We start from the raw sequence: 23,798 nt of genomic DNA, 5'->3' as shown, positions 1-23,798 counted from the left end.
CCCCATATCCACAGCTAGCGAAATGTGGCGAAAGACGGTGCATTATCCTATATAGCTGAGTTCCCCCAAACCTGGTTGGCGTTCTTAGGAGATTAATGACCATTGGAAAGAAAGCAGTCGTACTCTTCAGCGGAGGGCTTGACTCGACGACTGTCCTCACGATTGCAATCAGCGAAGGGTACGACGTGTATGCGCTCAGTTTCGATTATGGACAAACTCATAAATCCGAATTGGAAGCGGCCACTCGTATCGCAATGCGCTTAGGCGTGGGACGGCACGTGATATTGAAAATCGATCTTCGAGCATTTGGAGGTTCCGCGCTCACAGACGATATCGAGATTCCTAAGAATCGTTCCATAGAATCCATGGGCGAAGGGATCCCCGCTACCTATGTCCCCGCACGCAACACCGTATTTCTCTCGCTGGGATTAGCTTGGGCAGAAGCGATAGACGCTGGACATATTTTCATTGGTGTTAATGCCCTCGACTACAGCGGTTATCCAGACTGTAGACCAGAGTTCATCGAAGCGTTTCAGAGGCTAGCAAATCTAGCTACCAAAGCAGGCACGGAAAGCGGAGTCAAATTCGAAGTCCACACCCCATTGATTGCAATGACTAAGAAGGAGATCATCCAGGCGGGCTTGGCACTTGGCGTGGATTATTCGATCACGAGCACCTGTTATGATCCGTCACCTGCCGGCGAGGCCTGTGGTCAATGCGACGCATGTTTGCTTCGCTTAAAAGGTTTTGCAGAAGCTGGTTTAGCCGATCCTGCGTCTTATGTCGAAGGGAAAACACTCTAGTGGCCTACTCAGTCAAGGAGATTTTCTACACGCTCCAAGGTGAAGGCGCCCACACGGGCCGGGCCGCGGTATTCTGCCGATTCGCCGGATGTAATCTTTGGTCAGGGCGCGAAGTGGATCGCAGCCAGGCTATCTGCCAATTCTGCGACACGGATTTTGTTGGCACAGACGGGGACGGAGGTGGCAAATTCGCAAACGCCGCTGATCTTGCTCAAGCCATCTCCAACAAATGGCCGAATCAGGCCTCTGGTAGGAAGTTTGTCGTCTGCACAGGGGGCGAACCTCTCCTCCAGATTGATCCCGCACTTACCGCAGCGCTTCACGAGCAAGGATTCATGATCGCAATCGAGACAAACGGCACACTTCCTGTGCCTAAAGGTATTGACTGGGTTTGCGTGAGCCCTAAGAGTGGAGCCGCGCTGGTAGTCACATCTGGCGATGAACTGAAGGTGGTCTACCCCCAAGAGATAGACCCGCGTTCATACGAAACATTGCAATTTGAATACTTCTTCATCCAGGCTAAAGATGGAGCGAACGCCAGGGAGCATCTCGCTCTGGCGGTACAATTCTGTTCCGACAACCCGATTTGGCGGTTGAGCCTGCAGACTCATAAAATCATCGGCCTTCGGTAAGCACTGGAACGCCGCTGCTCCAGCTTCACTCTAGGCCCCGCACGTAATTAGCGATTCCAGCGAAACCTGGAATTTTGTCAATTACGTGGGATATGATTTCAACAGCATGGAAATATTTAAGGAGTTCACCTTCGAAGCCGCGCACCGTCTTCCGCATGTCCCGGAAGGTCACAAGTGCGGCAGACTGCACGGTCATTCCTTCCGTGCTGAGATTCACGTAGCTGGTGAAGTCGATCCGGTGACCGGTTGGATAATGGACTTTGCCGACATCAAGGCAGCGTTCGATCCGCTTTATAAACAGCTGGATCACAACTACTTGAACGAAATTCCAGGGCTTGAAAACCCCACAAGCGAGGTGCTGGCCCGATGGATCTGGTCGCACCTGGCCGGCAACCTGCCGGGTTTGTGTCGGGTGGTGGTTCGCGAGACATGCACGAGTGGCGCAACTTTCATTGGCTAAATAGTCCTGTCCCTAATTTCGCTTTCAAAAGCACATGACAGCCAAAACGCCCGATGGTAACCTAAACGCTCGGATCGAAGTATTTACATGGCCTGCCAATCGACTCTACCTGTAATTAACGTCATCACGACTTGCGCCAATCGCAAGAGCGCTACTCCGCATCCGGATCTCCTGGTTCGTAATCTCACCGATTCAAATATCCAACGGCGAGCGAATGCGTGGGTTGATCGCTTGGCTTTGCATAAGCAGGCCGGTATTAAAGTCTGGGATCTCTACCAAGGAGACCACTGGGCGACAATTCGAGCCTTAATCCTCGCGAGATCGGAGCAACGAGTACGCAAGGTCAATATCTGGGTCGCTTCGGCTGGTTGCGGCCTCCTGACTCCCGAAACTTCAGTTCCTGCCTATGGTGCGACATTCGCTGGAGGAGATATCGACTCAGTCGTTGCGAGACCGACTGACCGACGGGAATGGTGGCGACTACTGACCTCGAAACTAACTTTCGATGCGAATACCCCCCGGAACGTCGCCGAATTGGCCGATCGTTATCCGGACTCGCCAATACTCGTCGCAGGTTCAGCCGAGTACCTGGACGCAATGTCGGATGACCTCGTCGTGGCCAGAGGACGGCTTGGAACTCCGGAACAACTTACAATCCTTTGTCGCAAGGGAGCCATACCGGCCTCCTTAGCGGCCTCAGAAGTACGTATTAGTGCGGATCTGGCAACGGTACTTGGCGGAGCGCTCACCTCTCTGAACGCTCGGGTCCTGAAGTGGCTCGTCGCAGAACATCCGGAAATCGATCGGCGTTCATCAATCGAACGATCGATCCAGGAGCTTGGCGCCACTGCATTCGTAAGAGATGTTCCGATCAGGAACAAGACGACCGACGACGAGATTAGACAGTTCATTTCAAACAGCCTGATCGAAGATCGCAGACTTTCTGGAACTGTGCTCCTACAGCGTTTTCGGAAGTCAGGCAGAGCTGCGGAACAAAAACGCTTTCGAGGTCTATTTCACTCCACAAAAGAGGGGGTTCGTGTTGGCTAGACAATCTCGGACCATTATTCGCCGCGCCATCCGTCTCAAGCAGAACTTGAAACACCCTCTCTTCATGTTCTGCCTCACTGGCGCTGAGATTCTCCTGATCGCCGATATTTCTCGCCTCTCACGAGGAGACGATGGCAAGTTGATCGGCTACCAGCGGCCGGAGGTCAAGAAGCACGTTCAGGACATCACGAACTACCTTGATACAGAGGCAGGACTATTTCCCAACTCCATTATCCTGGCGCTCACTTCCCGGACGAAATTTCGGGCTAGTCGCGGACCACGAGTAGATGACGGTTTGGCTGATGCAGGTGAAATAGAGATTCAATTGCCTCGCGCGGGTGGTATCCGCCCGGCTTGGATCGTCGATGGGCAGCAGCGCGCATTGGCGATTTCGAAGTCCAAACGCAAAGACATGATGTTCCCTATAAATGCGTTTATCGCTGATGATATTGAAATTCAGCGGGACCAGTTTCTTCGAGTAAATAACACTAAGCCTCTCCCCCGCGGCCTCATCACAGAACTCTTACCCGAAGTCTCGACGGTGCTTCCGGCCAACCTTGAGTCGCGTAAGATGCCATCCGCATTGTGCGATCTTCTGAATACCATGGATGACTCCCCATTCAAAGGAATGATCTTGCGAGCATCTACTCCGGCAGGTGCAAAGCACTCGGCAGTAGTCACAGACACTTCGATTCTCCGTATGTTGCAGGAGAGCCTGACAACACCTTCCGGCTGTCTATTTCCTTTTAGGAATATAGCTACCGGGCAGTCCGACATGGATATGATCTGGGCCACAGTAGTTGTCTTTTGGAAAGCCGTTAAAAATGTCTTTCCAGATGCCTGGGGCAAATCGGCAGCGAAGAGCCGGTTGATGCACGGAGCAGGAATTCGGTCCATCGGCCGTGTCATGGACAGAGTAATGCCTTCGATCAATATTCAAAATCCTAAGGCGCTAGCTCTTGTAGAGAAAGAACTGGCGATTCTAGTGCCGGTCTGCAGATGGACCTCCGGCAGCTGGGAGGATATGGGCGATCTTGAATGGAACGAAATTCAAAACGTTCCGCGTCACATCCGTCTCCTGTCTAACTTCCTAGTCCGCACATATGTGCAAAAAGGGCATCGGGCATGAAGTTTTACTTCCCAGATAGTCAGGACCAGGTTGACCCAAGCTTCGACTTCGATACGGAGGAGCGTTCCCGACTTCGCCTGCGACATAGAGAAGATCTCTACGCCCATGAGTTGTTTCAGCGACCGCCCTTCGACGGTGTCCTTGTCTCTAAGGCCGTTCTCGACGCGGGCCGTTACAGCATCGCTCAAAAACATCGAATGCTGCGGGTCGGAGTCCGGGAATTCTTCAGAATTTCTGACCCGAATCTCCTCACCATGGGGGACTGTGGTGCCTTCACCTATGTCCGCGAGGAGCGCCCACCATTCAGCGTGGAGGAAGTCGTCGAATACTACCAGACGATGGGCTTTGATTTCGGAATGTCCGTCGATCACATCATCTTCGGATATGAGCCATCTGATCACGATATTCCCGAGGATTGGCGTTTCAGACATGAATTAACTTTGTCACTCGCGAAGCAATTTCTTGATCAACACAGAAAGACTAAGTCCCGCTTCACTCCAATTGGAGTCGCACAAGGATGGAGTCCATCATCCTATGCCGATGCAGTTGAGCAACTGCAGGCGATGGGTTACGACTACATCGCACTAGGCGGCATGATCGGTCTGAAAACACCGGACATCCTTAGCTGTCTCAAGATGGTCCACCCGATTCTTCAATCCGGCGTACGCATGCATATCTTGGGAATTACTCGCATCGAAAGCGTTCAACTGTTTGCCGACTTCGGTGTGAGCAGCATAGATAGTACGTCTCCGCTTCGGCAGGCCTTCAAAGACATGAAGGACAATTACTATGCTCCTGATCGCACCTATACGGCTCTCCGGGTACCCCAGGTAGAAGCGAACCCCCAATTGGTAAGGAACATTAAGGCCGGAAAAATCAACCAGCAGGAGGCGAGGAAGCTTGAACAACATTGCTTGGCCTGCCTTAAGCAATTCGATCGAGGGACCTGTGGCCTTGAGGAAACGCTCGATTCGCTGTTAACGTACGAAACCTTGTATGACGACAGGCGCACATTCGCGAACGAATACCGAGATACTTTACAAGATGAGCCATGGAAGAAATGCCCCTGTGATGTCTGCGGAGCTCTAGGCATTCACGTCATTCTCTTCAGGGGAGCAGAACGAAACAGACGTAGAGGTTTTCACAACCTTCATGTGTTCTACAACAAGCTCCAACAACGAAAAGCAGCGGCAAAAGGTTTGTTCGACCTTGAGGCGCACGAGGCCTTGTCACGATGATGAAACACAATGAACTGGTGCTTCCAGCGGTAGAGGTCACTCAGGGGGAGGGCCGAATCCTGTATAGCTTTGCGGTAGATGGCAAGATGCTGCCCCAATTTGCAGCTATTTCTCGGATTTCGAGACCAGACGGAACGGATGTTGATGGGTACCAACGGCCAGAAGTTCTTTCCCACATCTCTGGAATCCGCAAATACATTGAGTCCGAGGCACCACTTATTCCGAATGCCGTTGTGCTCGCGTTCGATCAGCGAGTCAGTTTCACGCCAAGCAACAGCAAAAACTCGTCCTTCAGCCGTCTTGGGCATCTCAGAATCCCTCTTCAATCGTCGTGGACCGAGCAAGAAAAACCGGCCTGGGTGGTCGACGGCCAGCAGCGAATCGCCGCCATCCGTGAGGCTCGTATCGGCAGTTTCCCTATTTGCGTCACAGCGTTCAAAGCTGAAAGTGTGCAGGAACAGCGTGAGCAGTTCATTCTGGTGAATTCAGCAAAGCCTCTTTCGAAGGGCTTGATCTACGAACTGCTGCCAACCACGCAGATGCTCCTCCCGGATATGTTGGAGAAGCGTCGCTTCCCTTCCATGCTGCTTAATCGCCTGAACTATGATCCTGATTCCCCTCTGAGGCTCAAGATCAAGACCGCGACGAACCAGGAGGGAGTGGTTCAAGATAATTCAGTCCTGAAAATGATCGAACACAGCCTAAGCGACGGGGCCCTCTATCAATACCGAGGGCCAAACGGAGAGGGCGATGTAGAGGCGATGCTGCTTCTTCTCAAGACCTACTGGTCTGCTGTCGCCCTTGTGTTTCGAGATGCGTGGGAGCTACCGCCAAACCGGTCTCGACTGGTTCATGGGGCAGGCATTGTAAGCATGGGATTTGTGATGGACGCCATCGTTGATCGGCACCACGATGAACAATTTATTACACTCGATCACTATCGAGCCGATCTGAAGGGCATGGAACGCTTCTGTCGATGGACAAATGGATTTTGGGATTTCGGCGGGAATGTTACGCGAAAGTGGAATGAAATTCAGAACACGACGAAGGACATTCGCCTGCTCGCAAATTACCTCCTCCTCCAGTACAGAACATCGGTATGGAGTCGTTCTGAAAGCAACGCAACAGGGGTTACCGGAAGCCGGTAACCCCCGCAACAACTAGATGAGTTCAGCATCCTCCGTCCCGGTGAGGATCTCCCAGGAAGGGGATAGAATCATATCGCGAACATTGCTGATGACCGATGCGGTGTTCTGGGCCTGTGCATCCACCTTGGACTCTCCGGTCGACTTCAATTTGAAGGTCTTTCGCCCTCCCTCCTTGCCGATCTTGGCGCCCGTGAGATCGACCCAGTGTTTGCGGTACCTAATCCAATCAATCTTTTGCAAACGACTGGTGAGCTCAGCGAGCGATATACCGAGCGATTCTTGACTTGATTCCTTTTCCTTTTCTACTTCAACCTGTGCGGCGAATGCTTCCTCCAGAGACATGCCAGTGTTCTTGGCTCGAAGAGATCTAGTCAATGGTCCAATCTCGCTGATACGCGCACGATGATATGCTCCTGCGATTGCCTTCAGCGTAAACGGCCAACCGTGTACGTAGAGTTTCCGAAACGGGTCTTGATTGATCGGAGTTGGCGCCGGCCACTGAGGGGCAAAGAGGCTTTCAAGCAGAAGAATGAAGTCACGCGTATAAGGCAAAAAAGCTGGCATATGGTAGTGCTTGAAGATCTCAGTGCTGCCATTGTTCCCAGTTGCTACGAGCATGAGCATTTGTTCCATACTTGAAAGATCGACAATCTTGCCGACCGCCGTCTCACCGGTTTCAGTAGAGCGCCCTGTTGCAATGCGATTCTCAAAGACTGTTCCCTTGATTGATTCTTCGCGAAGTTGGCTCAACGCTGAAGAAGTGTCCAGGCCAATCACAAGATTCTTGTTCTTCTTCGAACCACGACCGTTTCGATCTGCAAAGCTTTGGCCCGCCTGTTTCTCGTCCATGTTCAACTCGATTTCCAAGGTGACGCGGAAGTTCTCGAGTGCGCCCTTATCCTTTGCGTCTTTCATGTCCGAGAGAGCGAAAAGCGCAGCGGTCTGTGTCTGCCCATCTGCTTGCATGATGGGAGATTTTGGGAGATAGATCAAACCATAGAGGGCATCCGGATCTTCTTCATCGAAGGCAACAAAGATCGTTTTTGCGAACGTTGCTGTGGTCTGCCAACCAGAAATGGTCGGTAGGTAGGCACGCCTGGTTCCGTAAATGCTTTCGTGTAGATACTCCTTGAAGAGCATCTTGTTCGACTGCTTTTGTCCCTTGAAATCACTCTGCGTCTGCTGATGGGCCGTTACCATGCCGAGTGCCGCATAGTTATCGATGGGAGGATTCGACGGATCGTATTGCACCATGTGCGTGAACTGCAGCAACGTAGGGTGCGTGTAAACGGTGAGGCGGTTCTTGGCATTTACCATTCCCTTCCGCGTCAACGTTGCCCGCACGACGGTATATTCGGTCTCATGTTGAAAACGGTAGGAGACACTGTTATAGTTTTTGGCCGCGACAGCATCTGATTGCGCGCGAACAATCTTGAGATCCTGATAGGCAGGGTCGCCTGCAATCGCGTCGATAGAGATAAGTTGAGTCGTGGGGATGGCGGGGATCATTGTTTCTCCTTATTGGTGAGGGTGGGTTTGGCATGGAAATTGAGCGAGGGAATCACTGCTAACGGTTTGCTGCTCGTAGGTAGAACCGGAATATTGCCGCCGAACGCCATCCACGAAGCCAGAGTGACAAGTTCAATGTTGAGGTTCATCACCTCTACGGTGCGTCGCAACTCGTCGGTAAAGACGAAGGAGGCGATGACTCCCCGAACAGGGCGAAATTTCAACTCAATGCGCGCGTGAGCCATGTAGGTAAGAACTTGCCCGAGCGCATGATGATCAGCATTGATCTTGAATTCCCACTCTCGAATAAGACCGGAGGAATCGACTGTCCTCAGATCAGCACGCATGGCAGTAGAGGTGTATCGAGTCTCTCTAGAAAGCACCTTCTCATGCGGTCGCTGCAGCTTGAGGTCACTCGCGTACGCATTCCGGATACGGCATTCATGCGCATAGAGCGTCTTTGCGGCGCTCTTGAAATCTCTTCTTTGCTTGCTCATATCTCGTAATGCCATGCATTCCTCTCTCTACTTCTTATATAAATCTCGGAGATTTCTATCTGCCGCTAAGAGAGAATGACACACGCCGGGGAGTTGAAACGAAATAGAGCGTTTTCTTCATCATTATCGCGACATCATGATTCATTTTGGCGCAAACTGGTGAGAAATGCCTACTATCCTCCTCTTTATGAGCGTGGAGGTCTTAGCAGTCATCACTGACAGAATCGATGACGTCCAGGCTTCGAAGCAGAAGAGCATTGTTCTGAAGTACGCAAACCGTAAGGAAATTAGGATCGTTGATTTTTTTTATGTCGACCCAGACGGGCAACAGGGCCAAGATCCGCTCAAACAACCTGCGCTTCAAGATGTCCTGCTGAAGATTGTTGTGCATAGGGTGAAGGCAGTGCTTGTGGCAAGTCTGGACGCTCTATCAAAGCGCTCAATAGATCAGCAAATTATCCTGGCACAGTTGGCTCTTCATGAAGTCGTTGTTCTCTCCGCGCGGAAAACCGATTTGTTAGCAGACTCACCTGAGCTGGAAGATCTGAAACGAGCGATGCAACTGACGCTCAGTTTGAACAAGATAATTACACAGACGAAGCTGCAGGCTGCTAGAAAATCCAAGATAGAAACGAACGGCAAATGCGGTGGAGCCCGCCCCTATGGGTCTATCGCGGGAGAGGAGGGCACCCTTGATCTGATTCTTCGATTGCATGATGGTGGACATGGAATCGGGTACTCCAAAATATGTCGGTATCTCAATGAAAGAGAAATAGCACCGCGACGAGCAAAGATCTGGAAGCCCAACACGATAGCGAATATCACCGGAGCACGACTGGTGAAACAGGCCAGAGAAAAGAATTTTAAGCAACCTAAGCCTTCTAAAAGCAACCACACTGCGCCTTGATCTAAAAATAGTCAGACATACCACTGGCCTTTGCTACATCGCTACGGCATTCGCTACGCATGCGCCTCATCCCTTTGGCATAGTTCAACGTCGTTCCCTTTGTAGGGGAGGTTTCCCCTTTTCATCCAGAGTGCGCCGGCGAAAAGACCGGCTACTCTTCCGGCACCCCTCTGCGGACCTTTCCCGCCCGCAACGCCCACCCTAAAGCGCAATAGCAATAACGAATGCGATTTCTTGCGCTTCGCGCCCAGCAAGGTAACCAGACCTCCTGAGGGCGCTGCCCTGGCGCGGCGCAAGGGTATCCCCATAATTTTTCCTGCGTAAAAATCACTCGCTTTGCTCGCCCTTCGGGTGGGCGATACCCCTCCCTTGCGCCTTGCCGCCCCGCCTTCGCCAGGAGGCGTTCGGCATGTAGGTACATGCCACGCATGGCATGAAAAGCAACGGCAACAGCCAAGGAGGAAACACCCATGAACACCGCAGCCATCACCACCGCAACCACTGTCACCCCGTTTACCCAAAACCTCAAACAGCAGCAACAGAAGCAGCAGACCGCGAAGGAAGCCATCGCGGCCAACGTCCAAGCCCTCATCGAGCAGTTGGAGCAGGGGCACTCCGAAGGCCTCACCGCCTACCTCACGGCGATGGGAAGATTCCACAAGTACAGCTTTGGGAACATCTTGGAGATCGCCCGACAACAGCCAGATGCTCAAAAAGTAGCCGGGCTGTATGCGTGGAACCAGCTTGGCCGCAAGGTGAAAAAGGGAGAGCGTGGCATCCGCATTCTCGCTCCGGTCATCGGCGTAAAGCGCAAGAAGGATGCCGAAGCCGAAAAGGACATCCGCACCCAGAATCAAGCCGTGTTGGTCGGGTTCCGTTCGGCCTATGTCTTCGATGTCTCGCAGACGGAAGGCAAGGAGCTTCCCGAACTGTCCGAGCGCGTCACGGGCAATGTCGGCGAGTACCGGGAGCGGTTGCTCGATTTCATCCTCGCCCAGGGCATCCAGTTTGAGTTCAAGGAGAGCATCGCTCCCGCGTTGGGCATGAGCTACGGAGGCAAGATCGCTATTCTGCCCGGTCAGTTGCCAGCAGAGGAATTTTCGACTTTGGTCCATGAGGCGAGTCACGAACTCCTGCACAAGGCCGAGCGGCGCATCGCCACCACCAAGACAGTGCGCGAAACCGAGGCCGAGGCAATCGCCTTTGTGGTCGGGAAGACCATCGGCCTGAACACTGGCCGAGCTTCAGCCGACTACATCCACCTTTACGCAGGTAACGCGGCACTCCTCACCGAGAGCCTTGAGGTCATCCAGAAAACCTCCGCTGTCATCCTCTCCGCGCTTGAAACCCCAGCAGCGGAAACCACTACCGCAGAAGCCGAACCGGAACTGGCGGAAGCCAGCTAACCCTCTCGCTACAGGCGGACGGCCTCACGCTGTCCGCTCCAACGCCCTCGCACGTTCAACCGCTCAAGGAGAGCAGCCATGAATACCCAAACCGCCACCGAGTACCGCAACCTTCCCCTCAACGTCCTGTCCGAGTCCACCGCCAACCCGCGCCGCGTCTTTGAGGATGCCGCTCTTAAGGAGCTTGCCGAATCAATCCGCGTTCAGGGAGTGCTTTCGCCCTTGCTTGTTCGTCCCGTCACAGAGCAGGGGTTCGAGATCGTCGCCGGAGCTAGGCGTTACCGCGCCGCGCAGATGGCCGAGGCCGCGACCGTTCCCGTCCGCATCGTCAACCTCACCGACGCTGAATCGTTAGAGGCGCAGCTCGTTGAAAATTTGATCCGTTCCGACGTGCATCCGATGGAGGAGACCAACGGCTTCCGCGCTCTTCTCAATCTGGAGGAGCCGAAATACTCCATCGAGCAAATCGCAGCACGCACTGGGAAAAATCCATCATTTGTCGCAGCCCGATTGAGACTGACTGAGCTTGTTCCCGCAGCGGTCGAAGCCTTTTACCGGGAGGAGATCGGCGTCGGCCATGCCCTGCTACTCGCCAAACTCCAGCCAGCCCAGCAGGAGCAGGCACTCGCCAACTGCTTCCGTGAGGATTGGGGCGGGGGCAGCGGCAAAGCCAAGCGCATCCTGCTCCCCGTCCGGCACCTTCAGCATTGGATAGAGCATAACGTCCTATTGCTCTTGAAGCTGGCACCATTCAACAAGCGCGATGCCCAACTCGTTCCCGCCGCCGGAAGTTGCGTCGATTGCCCGAAGCGAACCGGAAACAACAAATTGCTCTTCGCAGAGTGGGCAGAGAACGAATCCCAATGCACCGACCCCAACTGCTACGCCGTAAAGATAGAGTCGCATGTCCAGAAGCAGGTTGCCGCGAAGCCGGAGCTAGTGCAGATCAGCACGGCCTACGGACAGCAGCAGGAAGGCAGCAAGATCGTCACGCGCAGCAAGTATGTCGAGATCAGGCCGGAGAAGCCCGACACCCCGGAGAAGGCGAATTGGCCGGAGTTCAAGACGTGCAAGTACACCAGCGAGGCCATCGTCGCGGATGGCCTCGACAAGGGAGAAGCACGGAAGGTTTGCACTCAACCCGATTGCGCCGTCCATCACCCCAAGAAGCAGCCATCGAAGGCGGATGCCAGCTTCAAAGCGGAGCAAGACAAACGCCGCCGTGAAGAGGCACTGGCGAACGCCACCGGGTTGCGCGTCCTGCAAACCATCGTCGCCGCCGTGCCTGTCCGTTTGATGAAGCGCGACCTTCTCTTCATTGCCGAACAGATGCTCCCGTTGCTCGACGAGAAGCGGGTCGAGATGGTCGCTCGAAATCAGGGCATCAGGGCGAAGGAGGGCGAATCCGCAGCCAAGCTGCTAACTGCCTTTCTCCGTAAGGCAGAGGAGGACGCAATCGGCAAGCTGATTGTCGAAGCTGTCATCCTGCTTTCAGCGAGTAGGCAAGCGGACGGCGGCAAGGTTCTCCGTGCCGCAGCCCAGGCTTACAAGGTGGACACCGATGCCATCGCCCTCAAGGTCAAGCAGGAGTTCACCGCAAAGGACAGAGCCAGAGGCGAGAAGAAGCCGGAAGCAGTGACAAAGCCAGAACGAAAGCGGGTTGCATAATTTCGGCGAGGAGCCTGTCCACAAGGGACAGGCTCCTCTTTTTTCCGGCCCGTCTTTCCCGCCCTGAAGGTCACTCTCGCAGATGCGAGAGCGTCTTTTTCTGCCCACCCGACGGGCTTAGAAAACTCATTTGAATCTCCAAGGTTCGACGTGGAAACCTATACACCCGCGTCATCCAGGTATTGCGACTGGAGAACGATCTGGCACAGCTCGCGGCCGATGATGTTCTTGGCCGCAAGCTACAGGATGCCGGCATCACTCCCAAGCGGAGGGCACCGAAGCGACCGCGAGCCAAACAGTCCGATGATGCCTCGATAGAAGGAACCGAGGAGTGAGCTATACCCGTTTCAATACCGTTCAGGTTACGTTGATCTCGACAGCTTTGGCAGGCCGCTCAGACGTACAAAGTAGACATCGACTCCTTCGTCACTCAACGTGAAGGAGGAGTTCGGTGGTGGGTCAATTTCCGGTTTGCCGTTATTCGCCCGCCACTCGGGAAGCTGGGATTTCTCGAGCCGTTGCCAGTCGATGAGTGCATCGGCGATTATGCGTGAACTCACCAGCATTCCCGGCGACATGCGCGTTTCGCGGTACTAACCGACACCTGTGGGGGCAGGTTATCTCCCGACAAGACGCTATGGGCTGACTTTAATGACGATGGAGCCCATACGCTCGCTGCCGGCATACTCCCGGTGCGCCTTCTGGATCTCGTCAAGCTTGAAAATGGTGTACACCCGTTTCCTCAGCTTTTTCAACTGCACCCGTCAGTCTAGGCTCCAATGCGGGATGTGAATGATGTCAGGGGGTCGAGGCAGCATCCTGGTCGTGCGGATACCGCGGTTCGCTGGGTCATCGGCGAACCACGTTTCATATTCTTCGATGATGAGCCTTGTCGCTCTCAGGGGATGTTGATGGTAGAAGGAATATGTCGCAACCAGAGGGTTTGGGTCGTCGGTGAGAACAGCCGACGCCTCGACGGGCGAAGGCTGAGAGTTTGCAGGAAGCCATTTGCCGTCGTCTTGATACTCAAGTGTCAGCTTGTAAATATTGATCTGCTGCGTGCAAGTGGCAGAGTTAGGAACGGCATAGATCTGCACCTGCATCATGCCTGAGCCAAGATGCTGGAGGAGAAGGGAACGGCCATCGAGGAGTTGGGCGAAGCCAGCGATAACGATGGATGAACATTCGCGATTAACGAGAGACGTGGGTTGATAGCGAGTGAGCGCAAGACGGATGAAGGTGTTGTAGGCAGGAAGGTTCTTGATTTGGACGTCGGCATACCAGAGCTGGGTGCGTTTCTGGAACGCCACTGGGTATGCGGCCAGAGAAATATAGCGGACATGCGTAGGGTCGATTTTCTCAGGATGGACATCGTCTTGACCGACGAGCATCTCCGCAGGGAAAGCGCACTGAACCAGAGTCGGGGCAGTGGTGTCATCACCGTTAGCGTTCGGCGGCGAGACAAAGTCTTTGAGGCGCGGAGCCAGAGTCCCAACACTCGCCGACCGGGTAGGATCCGCTCCCCATCGGGTGACAAAAGGCTCAAGAAGGGGGTCGGCGTCCCACGACTGGTAGGCGGCAGGAACAAAGTTTGCTGCACAGGTATAGTTAGGCTTTGGGGCAGGTATTTTTGGATCTTCACCCCAGAGCACGAGGCCGAGCATCTCGCCGAAGCCGGAGCTGTACCAAGATCTGTCCAGGTAGACGCGGAACGCACCGCCAACTCGCGTGTGGGTACGGGAATGATTGTGACGATCGCGGATTGAGCGAACTGGAAGTAGAGGAATGATCTTCATTACACGGGGGGCCGCTGGACGCGAAGTGCTGAGAAGTGTCACTTTTTGCGGAGTGGGATCTGGCATGCTGAGCTGGGTTTCATTTTTTGCGATCGCCGGAAGATAGTAATGTCCGAAACGGCTTACCGAGTTGGCCGAAAGGGTAATGATGCGACAGCGTGTGTCGGGAAACGAGTGTTTGATGTCCTTGAATCGCTGGCTTGTGCGCGAAACATTCTTGGCATCGAACAAGGTGGAGTTGAGGTTGTACTCGGCGATTTGCGCCTTCGAAAGACGATTCGTGGCCCCAAGCGTGGGATCGCCGTCGGTCAAATCCTCCCAAGATGCCAGGAACTCAATCTTGCCAGTCGATCGTCTGTCCCCGATTGTGGCTGTGGCGTTGAACGTGGCAACGGGACTGTCGTATGTCTGTGAAGGTTGGTCGCACACGCCGAATGTTGAAGCTCTGAGTGGGCGCTGTACCGCGTGAATGATGGTGAGCTCGCGTGAAGGAGTGTATTGGGGAAGTCCGCCGTCGCCAAGGGTTTTGTGGATCGTCTCTGTGTCGGGCAGGGAGGCATCACGGAAGGAAGCACGAATGTCTTCGAGCAGGCGTTGGCCAAATTTTTCGTGGTTGTGGCCCGCGACGAAGAGTTCAGCCTTCCCACGTCCCGGGACGCATTTAAGCCTCAGCTTGATCTGCCAGCCCTTAGGCACACTAACCATGAGTGTGCGAACTTTATCGATTTCATCCGTGCGCCAGCTCAAGGCGGGCTCATGGCCGGTCGAGCTGTCCATCTCGACGCGTAGGCGATGGGCGTGGGGCCAGCGTTCTTCATTGCCATAGAAGGCCTCAGCTGGAAAATTGGAATAGACAGCACCGGTGGCGAGATCCAACACTTCCGGTTGGACCAGGAGTGCCATCGGATCTGGCAGATACGTGCGCGAAGGAAGAGAAACTGCCGGCTTATAAGCGGGGACCCGGTCGATTGTGCCGTCGTCATATTTGATAGGAAGGGTTGGAAAATCACCTGTGAGGGGATCTATGAAAACATCCTCGAAGGTGCCGATCGTGTCGAGGTGGAGGAAGCCATTTTTCGACGCGATATCTTCGGGAGGTGCGTCTAGCGCACCGTGTTGTAGAAGAAGATCTAGATTGGCAACCGGCGGGCAAAGGGACCGGCGTGGAAGGTGATCGATCTGACCGTCTCGCCTGACGAGAGTGGTCAGCGATTCGCCGGGCCATTTCGTTCCATCGATCTCGCCTTCCAGCAGGAGAATTGGAGGGGGAACAGGATCGTTACGAAGGTAGGGGAGCGCCAGAGTGGTATTGTCAGCTACACTCGGCTCCATGGGTTCGCCGAGAAGGTCGACGAGGCGCACGCGCATGGAATATTTAGCTCCAAATCGCAAGCGAACGAGGCTTCCTTTTTCTGCGATGTATTTTGCGGAAATTGGAAATGCCGGCGCGGATCTCTGCCCTGTGCATGTGGCCTGATTGACGGTGAAGGGAGAGGGAACGGTAAGGCTCCACCCGTTCCAGCGGAAGAGAGCTTGCGGGATGTGAAGGTCAGAGACCGAGCCGCCGTTGCCAGTGGCCGAAGGCGAGTCGTTGTGCACGGCAGCTTCGAGATACACGGGAGCGTGAGGCTGCGGGCACGCAGTTTTCTCGTCGTTATATATGACCTGCCGCTTCGTGAGGGGATACCACACGTCCTTCGCGAAAGAAATTTCGGGGGCGTAACCGCGGACCAGATCAACGAGACCCAATGGCTGGCTTGGATCACTGCGAAGTCCCGTGTTGTTGCTTGCGTGGCGCGCAAGGCAGGTATCCTGATGGTCTCGGCTGTCGGAGTGTAGCAAGGTGATGCCGATACTACGGGCGGGCAGAGCACTGTCGACCGTGGGCGGAGCATCGGGTGGGTCAGCGTCGTCGGGGATGGATAAAGTTTTTGCTGCGGCTGCGGCAGAGAGAGAGAGAGAGTTCGCATGTTGCAAAAGACGTAGGCTTTCGCCGTCGACGTCGTTTTCCACCAACGTGCATGTGTTCGGATCGAGAAGCAGCAGGTTCCCGTCGTATTGGAAGGTAGTGGAATCATCATCAGGTGGGATATACGCTACGTAGCCGTCCGCCGTGCATTGCGTGGAACATGTAAGGCCGCTGGCTGGATTGGGCCAAGCCCCGCATGATTGAGGAAGACCCAGCAGCGCGACGGACTTCAGGATCTGGCCTGGGGGGAGTATGACTGTGACCGTGTAGGAGAAGCCAAAACGTTCGAGCCACTCAGGAAATCGTGCCAAAAGGGCCAGAGTGCGATAAAACGACTGAAGTGTAGGAGATGAGCAAGCAGCCATGTGGGCTGCCGGGCCTCCTCCAGCAGTCGGGGCTGCTGCAGAACCGAAGCTCGATTTTCCGAGCGCCGGCGGTTGGCACCGGCGGTGAAAAATTGCGTGTTCGATGAATTGTGTTTTCTTGTCATTATCGTCGATTTGCCCGTTGCCCTCCGCCAATTGGCGGACGATGGCAAACACGTCGCTATTTAATCGGTGGTAGGGGTCGTCGGCGAGTCGGTAAAGATTGCGTTGAGCGACCAGTCCGACGTTCTGTTCGGCGGGGTCGGTGCTGGCAAGTTGTGTGCGGAGCCAGCCTTGAAAGGCAAGCGCTTCTGGGCTTGGCTTGGCCTCAAATGGCTTTACGATAACCAGTTCGTCCAAAGTGTTTGCAGCATGGGCCTGCAAGGCCGAAGCCATCGGCATGATATTGGGGGCTTCGACCGCGGCATGATAAACCTTCAAGGCTGCCACGACGGCCATAGTGGTCTTGACTTGGCCTACGGGAGTTGCGAGCTGATGCAGTCTGCTTGTAGTGGACTTAGTTTCGCCATTTGCCGCCTGAAGATATATGTTGTTGCTGTTCGAGACGGGTGGTGGCTGCAACGCGGCTCCGTCCATGGTGAAGATGGCGGGTAAGTAATCGATCGCTAAGGGCCCGTGCGACCCGATGGACATGGGTTCATTCATTGCGATGAGAGTGGCCGATGAGTTGCCGACCGATGCTGAGGAAGTCTTGCTGGGTGGGCATGGGGAGTTGGGCAACGATCCGCTGAACGTCTGACCCTCCCAGTCCGGCTGCTGATAGCATAGAAGCTTTTGCCAAGTTGACCTCCAGTCTGTTTGCTCCTGCTGCGTGGGGTGGGTTGCCTCGAAAGTCACTAGGGGCGCTATTGCCGAATCGGTATTGCCGTTAATAGAGAGTTTGATCGCGTTGTTAGGATTTTTACCCGACAATAGATCGCTCTGCCGATTCATGTACCACTGCGTCCAGAGGATAGTGCCATTTGTGCCGTCGAGAGGCTGCTTGAGTACAGCATCCGTCTCCAACTGGAACGGAGAGATATAGATACCGAGCGTGAGGACATCCTGGTTGTTCTTCTTCTTGATTCCTCGCGGAATGAGTGTCCAGAGGCTGCTAGGCATGAGTTGGCGACTCCTTCATGAAGGCAGAGGTATAAGCGTCCCACATCTGTTCATCCCAGCCGACGAGACGCTGATTCACTTTAGGGACGGGTGCGGGCTTGGCTGGGTCGGGGCCATAGAACGATGCATCATCAGTGATGCCGCCGCTAGGACCACCTGTCTCGAGCATCGCGTAAAGTGGCAAAGAGGGATCAGGACCGATGCTGGCAGTGTCGTTGCTTTGGCTGCCGGCCCATTGCCACTGCATAGTCATGGAAACATCAGCGCTGAAGAACAGAATGGAGATGCTCACGGTGACGGTGCAGGTGCCATAGACGGACGTTTGGCCATCCACCTTTGAGTAGGTGAGCCCGATGTAGAACTCAACCGACATCTCGATGATGCCGAGAATATTTAGCGACCCGCCGGCGCGTACAAATCCGGTCAGCAAGCAACGCTGATCTCCGAACTCGAAGTAGATGCCGCCTAAGATGTGAACTTCACCGTCGGCGACACCAAGATCCAATGCGGCGGTCGCGCCAAATTCCATGCAGCCCTGGACAAGATCGACACCAGCGGTTGATAGTTCGAGGCCGAAGAAGCCGCCTCCGCCGAAGATACCCCCGCTCATCAGGAAGTGCTTTTGCGGCGTGGCTAGATAGAATCGAAGCTTCAGTGGATCCCCAGTGAATGAGAGCAGCAGCAGTGCCTCAAATGCGAGGCCGGTGATCTGGAAGCCGCCACCTTCGATTTGAGGGAGCGCGAAACTGTATCCGACGCCTATTCCTGAGCCAAAGAGCTGGATGACGGGCCCTGAACCGCCGCTAGCCATGGGCCCGAAAGCGCTTGCGATACCATTTACGAATTCCAGCGCGCCGCCGAGGATCACAGGGGTGGCATTGTCGAGTTTGCAGTGCGAGTGCGTGCCTTGGCCCGTCCCAGCAGTGAAGGTGAATGTTTGAAATTGAACGGTGATGAATGGAGCGCCAGGAAGGAGTTGAAGCGAGAAGTCGCTGAGCGTAAGAGCGGTGCTTGCATTCGCAGTCGCTCCAGCAGGGTTGACTGGCGTGGCGCTAGCGGAGACAGTCGCGTCGATCTCGAGAACGGACTTAACGGGCTGGCCGTCCTGCATCCTATGAGCGAGAAAGATGGGGTCAGAGGCTGGGGCATCCTGCATCGGAATCTTGGCCAGCGTATAAGTGGACGTGACAGCGATTGGAGTCTCGAGCAGATTAAGAAGACCGTTGCACAGGTCCTCGAGACCTTTGATGTAGTCCAAGCTATCGTTGAGAAAGCCAATGACGGGATCGGCTGCCGATGACACCTGGCCGGCCAGATTGCCGAGCGTTGTATCGATTTGGTCATTGAGTTCGGCGGTAGCGAGCGTCGTTGCGGCATTCAGGTAAGCTTGCGCCTGAGCAACGGTAGCAGCGTAGGTAGGGGTTGGAGGGAGCGTGTTATTGCAGTAGCTCTGATTGAACACCTTATAAAGTGCCAGGAAGGCGACATTGTGGTCGCTAATGGCGTTTTTCGCGACAGTCTTTATATCCGCAATGCACTGATTCGCCTCTTGCTTCAGCTGTGCCGTCAGCTTAACGAGGTAGCCGTCGAAGAGATGCTTATCGAATTTGACCTGTCCGGGTGCCGACGTGATCACATTCAGAAAATTCTTCAACTGCTTCTGAAGCGCGAGAGCTTTGGCGCGTATGTTGGAAAGTGACGGGAGCCCTAAAGTTGGATCGAAGCAGTCAAGCAGAGCATCGAGAGCCGCGGCTACCTGTTGAGTAGGTAGCCTCGACGGGTCCAGTGGACGCAACGCAACCGTGATTGCTTTCGTTAGACTCTTATGCAAGTCCTCCAGAGTGCAAATCGTGATGCTGGTCTGGTCTGCAAGTTGCGCAACGTCGGCCGCTACCAGTTGGCCCAAGACAGTTTCCATGAGACTAGTGGTGAGATCAATGTCGCCGGCAGCACGAAGGTCGTCCATGTCCGACTGCAAGACCGCTGGAATTACTTTATTCGGTGGCGGCGATGCTAGCGTGGCGGCAGCTTTGTTCTGCATCTCCGTCATAGTAGATTTCAGCTGCAGGGCATAAGTGCTATACATCTCTGCTAAGTTGCTAATGTTGGCGTCAGCCGCCGAGACGACGCCGATCTCCTTATTAACCCATGTTGTGAGGGCGGTCTTGAGAGTGTTACTGCTCTGATTGACTTGCTGTTGCACCGCAAGGTTAAACTGGTGCAGCTTGTCTTCGGCCGCTCTAACTTTTGCTTCGATCTGCTGGATTTCGTCAGCCGCACTGGAGACGGCAGTGTAGATCTTTTGCACATTCAAGGAGGGGACTAAGTTGAGGCTCGCTCCAAGATCGCCGAGGAATGCAACGGCTTCGGAAAGAGGAATGCACCCGAGTAGTTTCGCGTTGCCCAGATCGAACGATTTCAGGGGGTTGAATGCGGGGGGCTTTGCGGCGGTCGTCGGATCCCAAGTGGAGTTCGCACCATCGGCCACGATGCCGGTATGGCGTGCGATGGCCGTGATTGGTGCGGTAGGCAACGCCATACCCCCACCCTTCGCTCCGGGAAATTGCAGGCTGGCGGCGTCAATTACATCAACAAAGATCTCCGTGGGATTCGGATTTACTTTCTTATTGGGATCTGTCACCGAAGGAGCCGGGACCTGATTAAACGCGGTCTTGAGGTATTGGGAATTGTAGGAGACAGTGACGGGTTTTCCGTTAGACGCTCCCGGTAGGTCGGAAGCCGCCTTGCCACTGAACACGTTCACTGCCGGCACATCGACTGCAGCTTGGGCTAGGATTGGACGGAAGATGACTGGCGGCGTCGCCGGTATTCCAGCGGGTACCGGATCTATGTCGCCAGGAACTGTGTAGACTGACGGATCTTGGGCGTCATAAAGTGGATCCGTTGGTTTCGTTTTATCCAGTAACAAGGCAGAGAAATCGATCGACGTGACGTGGAGCTCGGTGTCTCCGGGAGACTTCGAGTCTGCAAAATGCAGCGGTGCGCCGCCGAATGAAATCCTGTTTCGTGGGGTCTTGCCGTCGATGAACGTTCGTGTGGCGTATCCATTCTGAACAGCCAGTGTTGTGGGATTCGGCCCGTTGGTTCCAATCTCAAGCGTTACCCAGATGAGCGGCGCCGAAAAGTCGACGGTGTTCGGTGGGTTCGCCGAGTCGTAGCCGCGAAGCTTGAAGAGAACGGGTTGATTGGGGCCGAGCGAAGGCCAAAACCAGGTGCTGCAGGCAATATCCGTTGGGTCGACCCCAGCAGGTGTAGGGCTCGCCGCGTACAGTGCCGGGGTGGAGTCAGTTAGGACATCGACGCGAATGAAAGGTAATTGAAGTCCTTTGAGTGGCGCGGCGATGAAGCTTCGCGTCTTCTGCTTGACCACCACGAAGAAGCGCGTGCGCAGGTAGCAGACGTTTGCGGTAGGCGTTACTGAGTTCTGAGAAGAATAAAAGAGCCTTTGCGTAATCTTAACGCGAATGGCACGATGGGCGAAGGGCCATAGATAGCCGGCGTAGTCGACCTCGACGTAGTAGTCACGCCTCTGCTCAAATCGGTAAATGAAGCGCTTTACGTCCTGTTGCTTGGCTGGATTGGGGTTGAAGTTGCCTTCCATGCTCGCCCATCCGCCGAGTGCTGAGAGAATAAGCTGCTCCATCGCAAGGGGTTGCAGGGACGAGAGATCGATAACTTGGCGCCGATCGTCGGAGGTGATCGGATATCTTCTGCTCACCACGATGCGACCTGTGTTCAATAAACTGCCCGGGACGAGCGGCGTCGCAGATTTTACTTTAAACGTGTGAGCGCTCTCTATGCTCTGAATGGGGAAGAACTGATTGTCCAGCGGCAAATTGGTGGCAGTGATGTAGGTCGAATCGTTCCCGCGCAGGCCGTGCGGGATGTCGGTCGTGATATGCGCGGTCGCCCCATCCGCGTCGATCACAACGCTGGCGATTGCAGTGGCTGTGAGAAGTGATACCAGAGCCGTATCGGTTACTAACGGGTTTGGCGCTGAAGCGAAGGTGATAGTGTTGCCGGCGGCCGAAGCTATGGTAAACGTTGAAGGGCCAGGCGTTACAGCACATACGTCTACGCTGTCAGGAGGTGTGATATTGATGACGTCTCCCGATTTGAACGTGACCGCGGCGGTGAATTGGATTGTGTAGGTGGAGTTGCCGAAACTCACGCCACCCGGCTTAATCGGGGGAGCGTAATCCGCCGCCGAATATGCCACAAAACGGTTAGCCAGCGACATCGTAAAATTCGAACGTGAAAGATCCGGTAACTTCTGGGTATACCGGACGATCTTGTTATCTGCTGCCACCTCGGTCAGAACGAAGGTGCCAGAGAACTCCTGAGGTTCGAGCACCGCGAATGTGTCTTGAGCCTTCCATCCTGGCTGCGCGTCTTGAAAGGTGATGGTGACATTGCCTGGCTGATCCCCAAAACGAACTGCGCTTATTACTTTGACGGACTGGCCGACGAGGCTGACATGCCAGAGTTCTGGGGTAGTATCGTCAGTTTTTTCCAGACAGCGCTGGTAGGACAGTTCCGTACTGGCTTCCACGGTGTCCATAAAGAAACGATAAGGCACTTCGAAGACGGTATTATGCAGACGATCGGCTTGTTGAGCCGCAGATAGGTTAGAAATATCGTCGTGGCGACGTAAAGCCCCCGTCTTCCACGCCAACAGATTCGCAACGGTGAGGGGCTCACCTTTGACGTCTATGGAGAGATTGAAGGCGAGCCGAGTGGGACCAGAGACCGTCGCGTCCACCGGTGTTGTCGGTGGATTCGTGTCATCGGTACCCCCTGAACTGTTCTCCTCGAAGGTTTCTTCTTGGATGTGTTGTGGGTAGAAGTGGGCGATGAGGACTGGCTTGGCGCTCGCGGAGTTAGCAACCAGCCATGGTTTTCCGTCACGCACCGAAATGGCCACGTTGCAGAATGTGAAGTGTAACGAAAGAAAATCTCTCGGCCGCGTAACCCGTAGCACGATTCCGTCGAGAGGAATCGTGCTCTTGCGGTGAAAGAGAAAGTGCCAGAGAGAGCGGACCCAGGACTCTAGAAAAAAGGGGTGTGCGCCAAAATGCCATAGGTCAAGATCGCCACCCTTTGGCACGAAAAAATCGAAAAGTGTGTCCTCGTCTTCGTAGTGTTGCTCAAATACCACCCGTGTCAGCCCGAACTCAATCTTGTCAGGATCGCCATGGCCCGTCGGAGCACCTTCGAAGTGAATGGCTTCGTCAAAAACTAAGGAATATGAAGGCGTCACGGCAACGTGCCGCGAGGTGAGCGAAGAGGAAAAGACAGCTTGTATCTCGCCGTCGGTCTTTGCTAGGAGAGCGTAAGCTGGCTGATGAAGCGACATCGAGAAAGGGCGGCCAGAAGTGTCCTTCAAAAGTCCCGGAGGGATTAGCCGGTGCGTGCCGTAGTCTTGCGGTATGAATACGGCCGAATGCGTCGAAGCGCCTTGGGATTCGAATGTCTCCAATTCAGCCGAAGCGAACACATCTCTCGGGCCTTCGAGAGCACAGTCATTACGGTGCAAAAGATCGAAGAAGTCCATTCCCCACGAATTTTGGCCACGCTCGACGGTAATCAGCGAAGCTTTCCCTGACGTCTCCAGCAGCGTTGAATGATAGCCAGATGGCGCGGGTTTTAGAGTTACACGAGCAGCCGCCAGGCCGGATTTCGTTCCGGGTAAATAGACTGAACTTGCGTTGAAACAAAGATTCCAGGAATTGTCCAGAGTTACAAGACCCCGCCGGGCTCGCAGCCTAAAGGAAGATTGAGCCGGAAAAACATTGACTGATTCAGTAAGGTCAAAACGAATAGGTTCTCCGGATAGCCACAAAACAAGATCTACCGCTGAGACTGAACCCAGCCCCTCAACCTGAATGTGGCAAAGCCAGGTGCCGATGCTACGGTTCGCATGGAAACGCATCTCAAGCCCATACGCCGTACCTGGAAATCGGGCGCCGCTGAGACGGAACTGTATTTCGGTTGTTGAATGACGCATCAGTTCGAGCGCCGCAGAGCCAGAGAAGCGCTCTGGATCTATCACCCAGCGAGGCACATCATCAAGCAAAA

Annotated in this window: 15 protein-coding genes; 10 read left to right on the top strand and 5 right to left on the bottom strand. The window is 54.5% G+C overall.

Features of this window, described 5'->3' with window-relative positions; all coding sequences use genetic code 11:
• The first annotated feature begins 95 nt into the window (after positions 1–95).
• The 7 genes from queC (at position 96) to dbpB (RBB82_RS14515) (ending at position 6,460) form a co-directional block, all read left to right on the top strand.
• Positions 96–803 carry a 7-cyano-7-deazaguanine synthase QueC gene (gene queC, locus RBB82_RS14545; protein WP_433971370.1) on the top strand — a complete coding sequence of 236 codons (708 nt, stop codon included), beginning with the start codon at positions 96–98 and terminating at the stop codon, positions 801–803.
• Positions 716–1,435, top strand: coding sequence for a 7-carboxy-7-deazaguanine synthase (queE, locus tag RBB82_RS14540; RefSeq protein WP_433971367.1), 720 nt, complete (start codon positions 716–718; stop codon positions 1,433–1,435). The genes queC and queE overlap by 88 nt, the downstream gene beginning before the upstream one ends.
• A 106-nt stretch (positions 1,436–1,541) precedes the next feature.
• Positions 1,542–1,895, top strand: a complete 354-nt coding sequence (queD, locus tag RBB82_RS14535) for a 6-carboxytetrahydropterin synthase QueD (protein ID WP_433971366.1) — start codon at positions 1,542–1,544, stop codon at positions 1,893–1,895.
• A gap of 87 nt (positions 1,896–1,982) precedes the next feature.
• Complete coding sequence (locus RBB82_RS14530) at positions 1,983–2,945, top strand: hypothetical protein (RefSeq protein ID WP_433971365.1); 963 nt, start codon at positions 1,983–1,985, stop codon at positions 2,943–2,945.
• Positions 2,938–4,074, top strand: coding sequence for a DGQHR domain-containing protein DpdB (gene dbpB / locus RBB82_RS14525; protein ID WP_433971364.1), 1,137 nt, complete (start codon positions 2,938–2,940; stop codon positions 4,072–4,074). The genes RBB82_RS14530 and dbpB (RBB82_RS14525) overlap by 8 nt, the downstream gene beginning before the upstream one ends.
• Positions 4,071–5,312: a tRNA-guanine transglycosylase DpdA gene (dpdA, locus tag RBB82_RS14520; RefSeq protein WP_433971363.1), complete on the top strand. Its 1,242-nt coding sequence runs from the start codon at positions 4,071–4,073 to the stop codon at positions 5,310–5,312. The genes dbpB (RBB82_RS14525) and dpdA overlap by 4 nt, the downstream gene beginning before the upstream one ends.
• Positions 5,309–6,460, top strand: coding sequence for a DGQHR domain-containing protein DpdB (gene dbpB / locus RBB82_RS14515; RefSeq protein WP_433971362.1), 1,152 nt, complete (start codon positions 5,309–5,311; stop codon positions 6,458–6,460). The genes dpdA and dbpB (RBB82_RS14515) overlap by 4 nt, the downstream gene beginning before the upstream one ends.
• Before the next feature lie 12 nt (positions 6,461–6,472).
• On the opposite strand, the gene RBB82_RS14510 is transcribed toward dbpB (RBB82_RS14515), so the two are convergent.
• On the bottom strand, positions 6,473–7,969 hold the full coding sequence (locus tag RBB82_RS14510) for a hypothetical protein (RefSeq protein ID WP_433971361.1): 1,497 nt from the start codon (positions 7,967–7,969) through the stop codon (positions 6,473–6,475).
• The gene (locus RBB82_RS14505) at positions 7,966–8,466 is read right to left on the bottom strand and encodes a hypothetical protein (protein ID WP_433971360.1); all 501 of its coding nucleotides are present in this window, start codon (positions 8,464–8,466) and stop codon (positions 7,966–7,968) included. The genes RBB82_RS14510 and RBB82_RS14505 overlap by 4 nt, the downstream gene beginning before the upstream one ends.
• A gap of 166 nt (positions 8,467–8,632) precedes the next feature.
• Between RBB82_RS14505 and RBB82_RS14500 the strand changes: the two genes are divergently transcribed.
• From RBB82_RS14500 to RBB82_RS14490, 3 genes are all read left to right on the top strand, one after another.
• Positions 8,633–9,373, top strand: a complete 741-nt coding sequence (locus RBB82_RS14500; RefSeq protein ID WP_433971358.1) for a recombinase family protein — start codon at positions 8,633–8,635, stop codon at positions 9,371–9,373.
• Between the two features lie 470 nt (positions 9,374–9,843).
• Complete coding sequence (locus RBB82_RS14495) at positions 9,844–10,779, top strand: ArdC family protein (RefSeq protein ID WP_433971357.1); 936 nt, start codon at positions 9,844–9,846, stop codon at positions 10,777–10,779.
• Between the two features lie 78 nt (positions 10,780–10,857).
• Positions 10,858–12,447, top strand: a complete 1,590-nt coding sequence (locus RBB82_RS14490) for a ParB/RepB/Spo0J family partition protein (protein ID WP_433971355.1) — start codon at positions 10,858–10,860, stop codon at positions 12,445–12,447.
• A gap of 362 nt (positions 12,448–12,809) precedes the next feature.
• On the opposite strand, the gene RBB82_RS14485 is transcribed toward RBB82_RS14490, so the two are convergent.
• The 3 genes from RBB82_RS14485 to RBB82_RS14475 form a co-directional block, all read right to left on the bottom strand.
• The gene (locus RBB82_RS14485) at positions 12,810–13,007 is read right to left on the bottom strand and encodes a hypothetical protein (RefSeq protein ID WP_433971354.1); all 198 of its coding nucleotides are present in this window, start codon (positions 13,005–13,007) and stop codon (positions 12,810–12,812) included.
• Positions 13,008–13,211: 204 nt separating this feature from the next.
• Positions 13,212–17,699, bottom strand: coding sequence for a hypothetical protein (locus RBB82_RS14480; protein WP_433971353.1), 4,488 nt, complete (start codon positions 17,697–17,699; stop codon positions 13,212–13,214).
• Positions 17,692–23,076: a hypothetical protein gene (locus tag RBB82_RS14475; protein WP_433971352.1), complete on the bottom strand. Its 5,385-nt coding sequence runs from the start codon at positions 23,074–23,076 to the stop codon at positions 17,692–17,694. Before RBB82_RS14475 ends, RBB82_RS14480 begins: the two co-directional genes overlap by 8 nt.
• Positions 23,077–23,798 lie beyond the last annotated feature (722 nt).

Source organism: Tunturiibacter lichenicola (assembly GCF_051013355.1).
Classification (GTDB): Bacteria; Acidobacteriota; Terriglobia; order Terriglobales; family Acidobacteriaceae; genus Edaphobacter; species Edaphobacter lichenicola_F.
The sequence above is the reverse complement of the archived record's forward strand: the minus strand, read 5'-3'. Positions and strand labels throughout refer to the sequence as shown.

What these genes read in the sequence shown, in the direction of transcription:
- RBB82_RS14510 (WP_433971361.1), bottom strand. Translation starts at nt 7,969, where the DNA reads ATGATCCCCGCCATCCCCACGACTCAACTTATCTCTATCGACGCGATT.
- queD (WP_433971366.1), top strand. Translation starts at nt 1,542, where the DNA reads ATGGAAATATTTAAGGAGTTCACCTTCGAAGCCGCGCACCGTCTTCCG.
- dbpB (WP_433971362.1), top strand. Translation starts at nt 5,309, where the DNA reads ATGATGAAACACAATGAACTGGTGCTTCCAGCGGTAGAGGTCACTCAG.
- RBB82_RS14495 (WP_433971357.1), top strand. Translation starts at nt 9,844, where the DNA reads ATGAACACCGCAGCCATCACCACCGCAACCACTGTCACCCCGTTTACC.
- queC (WP_433971370.1), top strand. Translation starts at nt 96, where the DNA reads ATGACCATTGGAAAGAAAGCAGTCGTACTCTTCAGCGGAGGGCTTGAC.
- RBB82_RS14500 (WP_433971358.1), top strand. Translation starts at nt 8,633, where the DNA reads ATGCCTACTATCCTCCTCTTTATGAGCGTGGAGGTCTTAGCAGTCATC.
- RBB82_RS14505 (WP_433971360.1), bottom strand. Translation starts at nt 8,466, where the DNA reads ATGAGCAAGCAAAGAAGAGATTTCAAGAGCGCCGCAAAGACGCTCTAT.
- RBB82_RS14530 (WP_433971365.1), top strand. Translation starts at nt 1,983, where the DNA reads ATGGCCTGCCAATCGACTCTACCTGTAATTAACGTCATCACGACTTGC.
- RBB82_RS14490 (WP_433971355.1), top strand. Translation starts at nt 10,858, where the DNA reads ATGAATACCCAAACCGCCACCGAGTACCGCAACCTTCCCCTCAACGTC.
- RBB82_RS14475 (WP_433971352.1), bottom strand. Translation starts at nt 23,076, where the DNA reads ATGTCGCTTCATCAGCCAGCTTACGCTCTCCTAGCAAAGACCGACGGC.
- RBB82_RS14480 (WP_433971353.1), bottom strand. Translation starts at nt 17,699, where the DNA reads ATGCCTAGCAGCCTCTGGACACTCATTCCGCGAGGAATCAAGAAGAAG.
- dpdA (WP_433971363.1), top strand. Translation starts at nt 4,071, where the DNA reads ATGAAGTTTTACTTCCCAGATAGTCAGGACCAGGTTGACCCAAGCTTC.
- queE (WP_433971367.1), top strand. Translation starts at nt 716, where the DNA reads ATGCGACGCATGTTTGCTTCGCTTAAAAGGTTTTGCAGAAGCTGGTTT.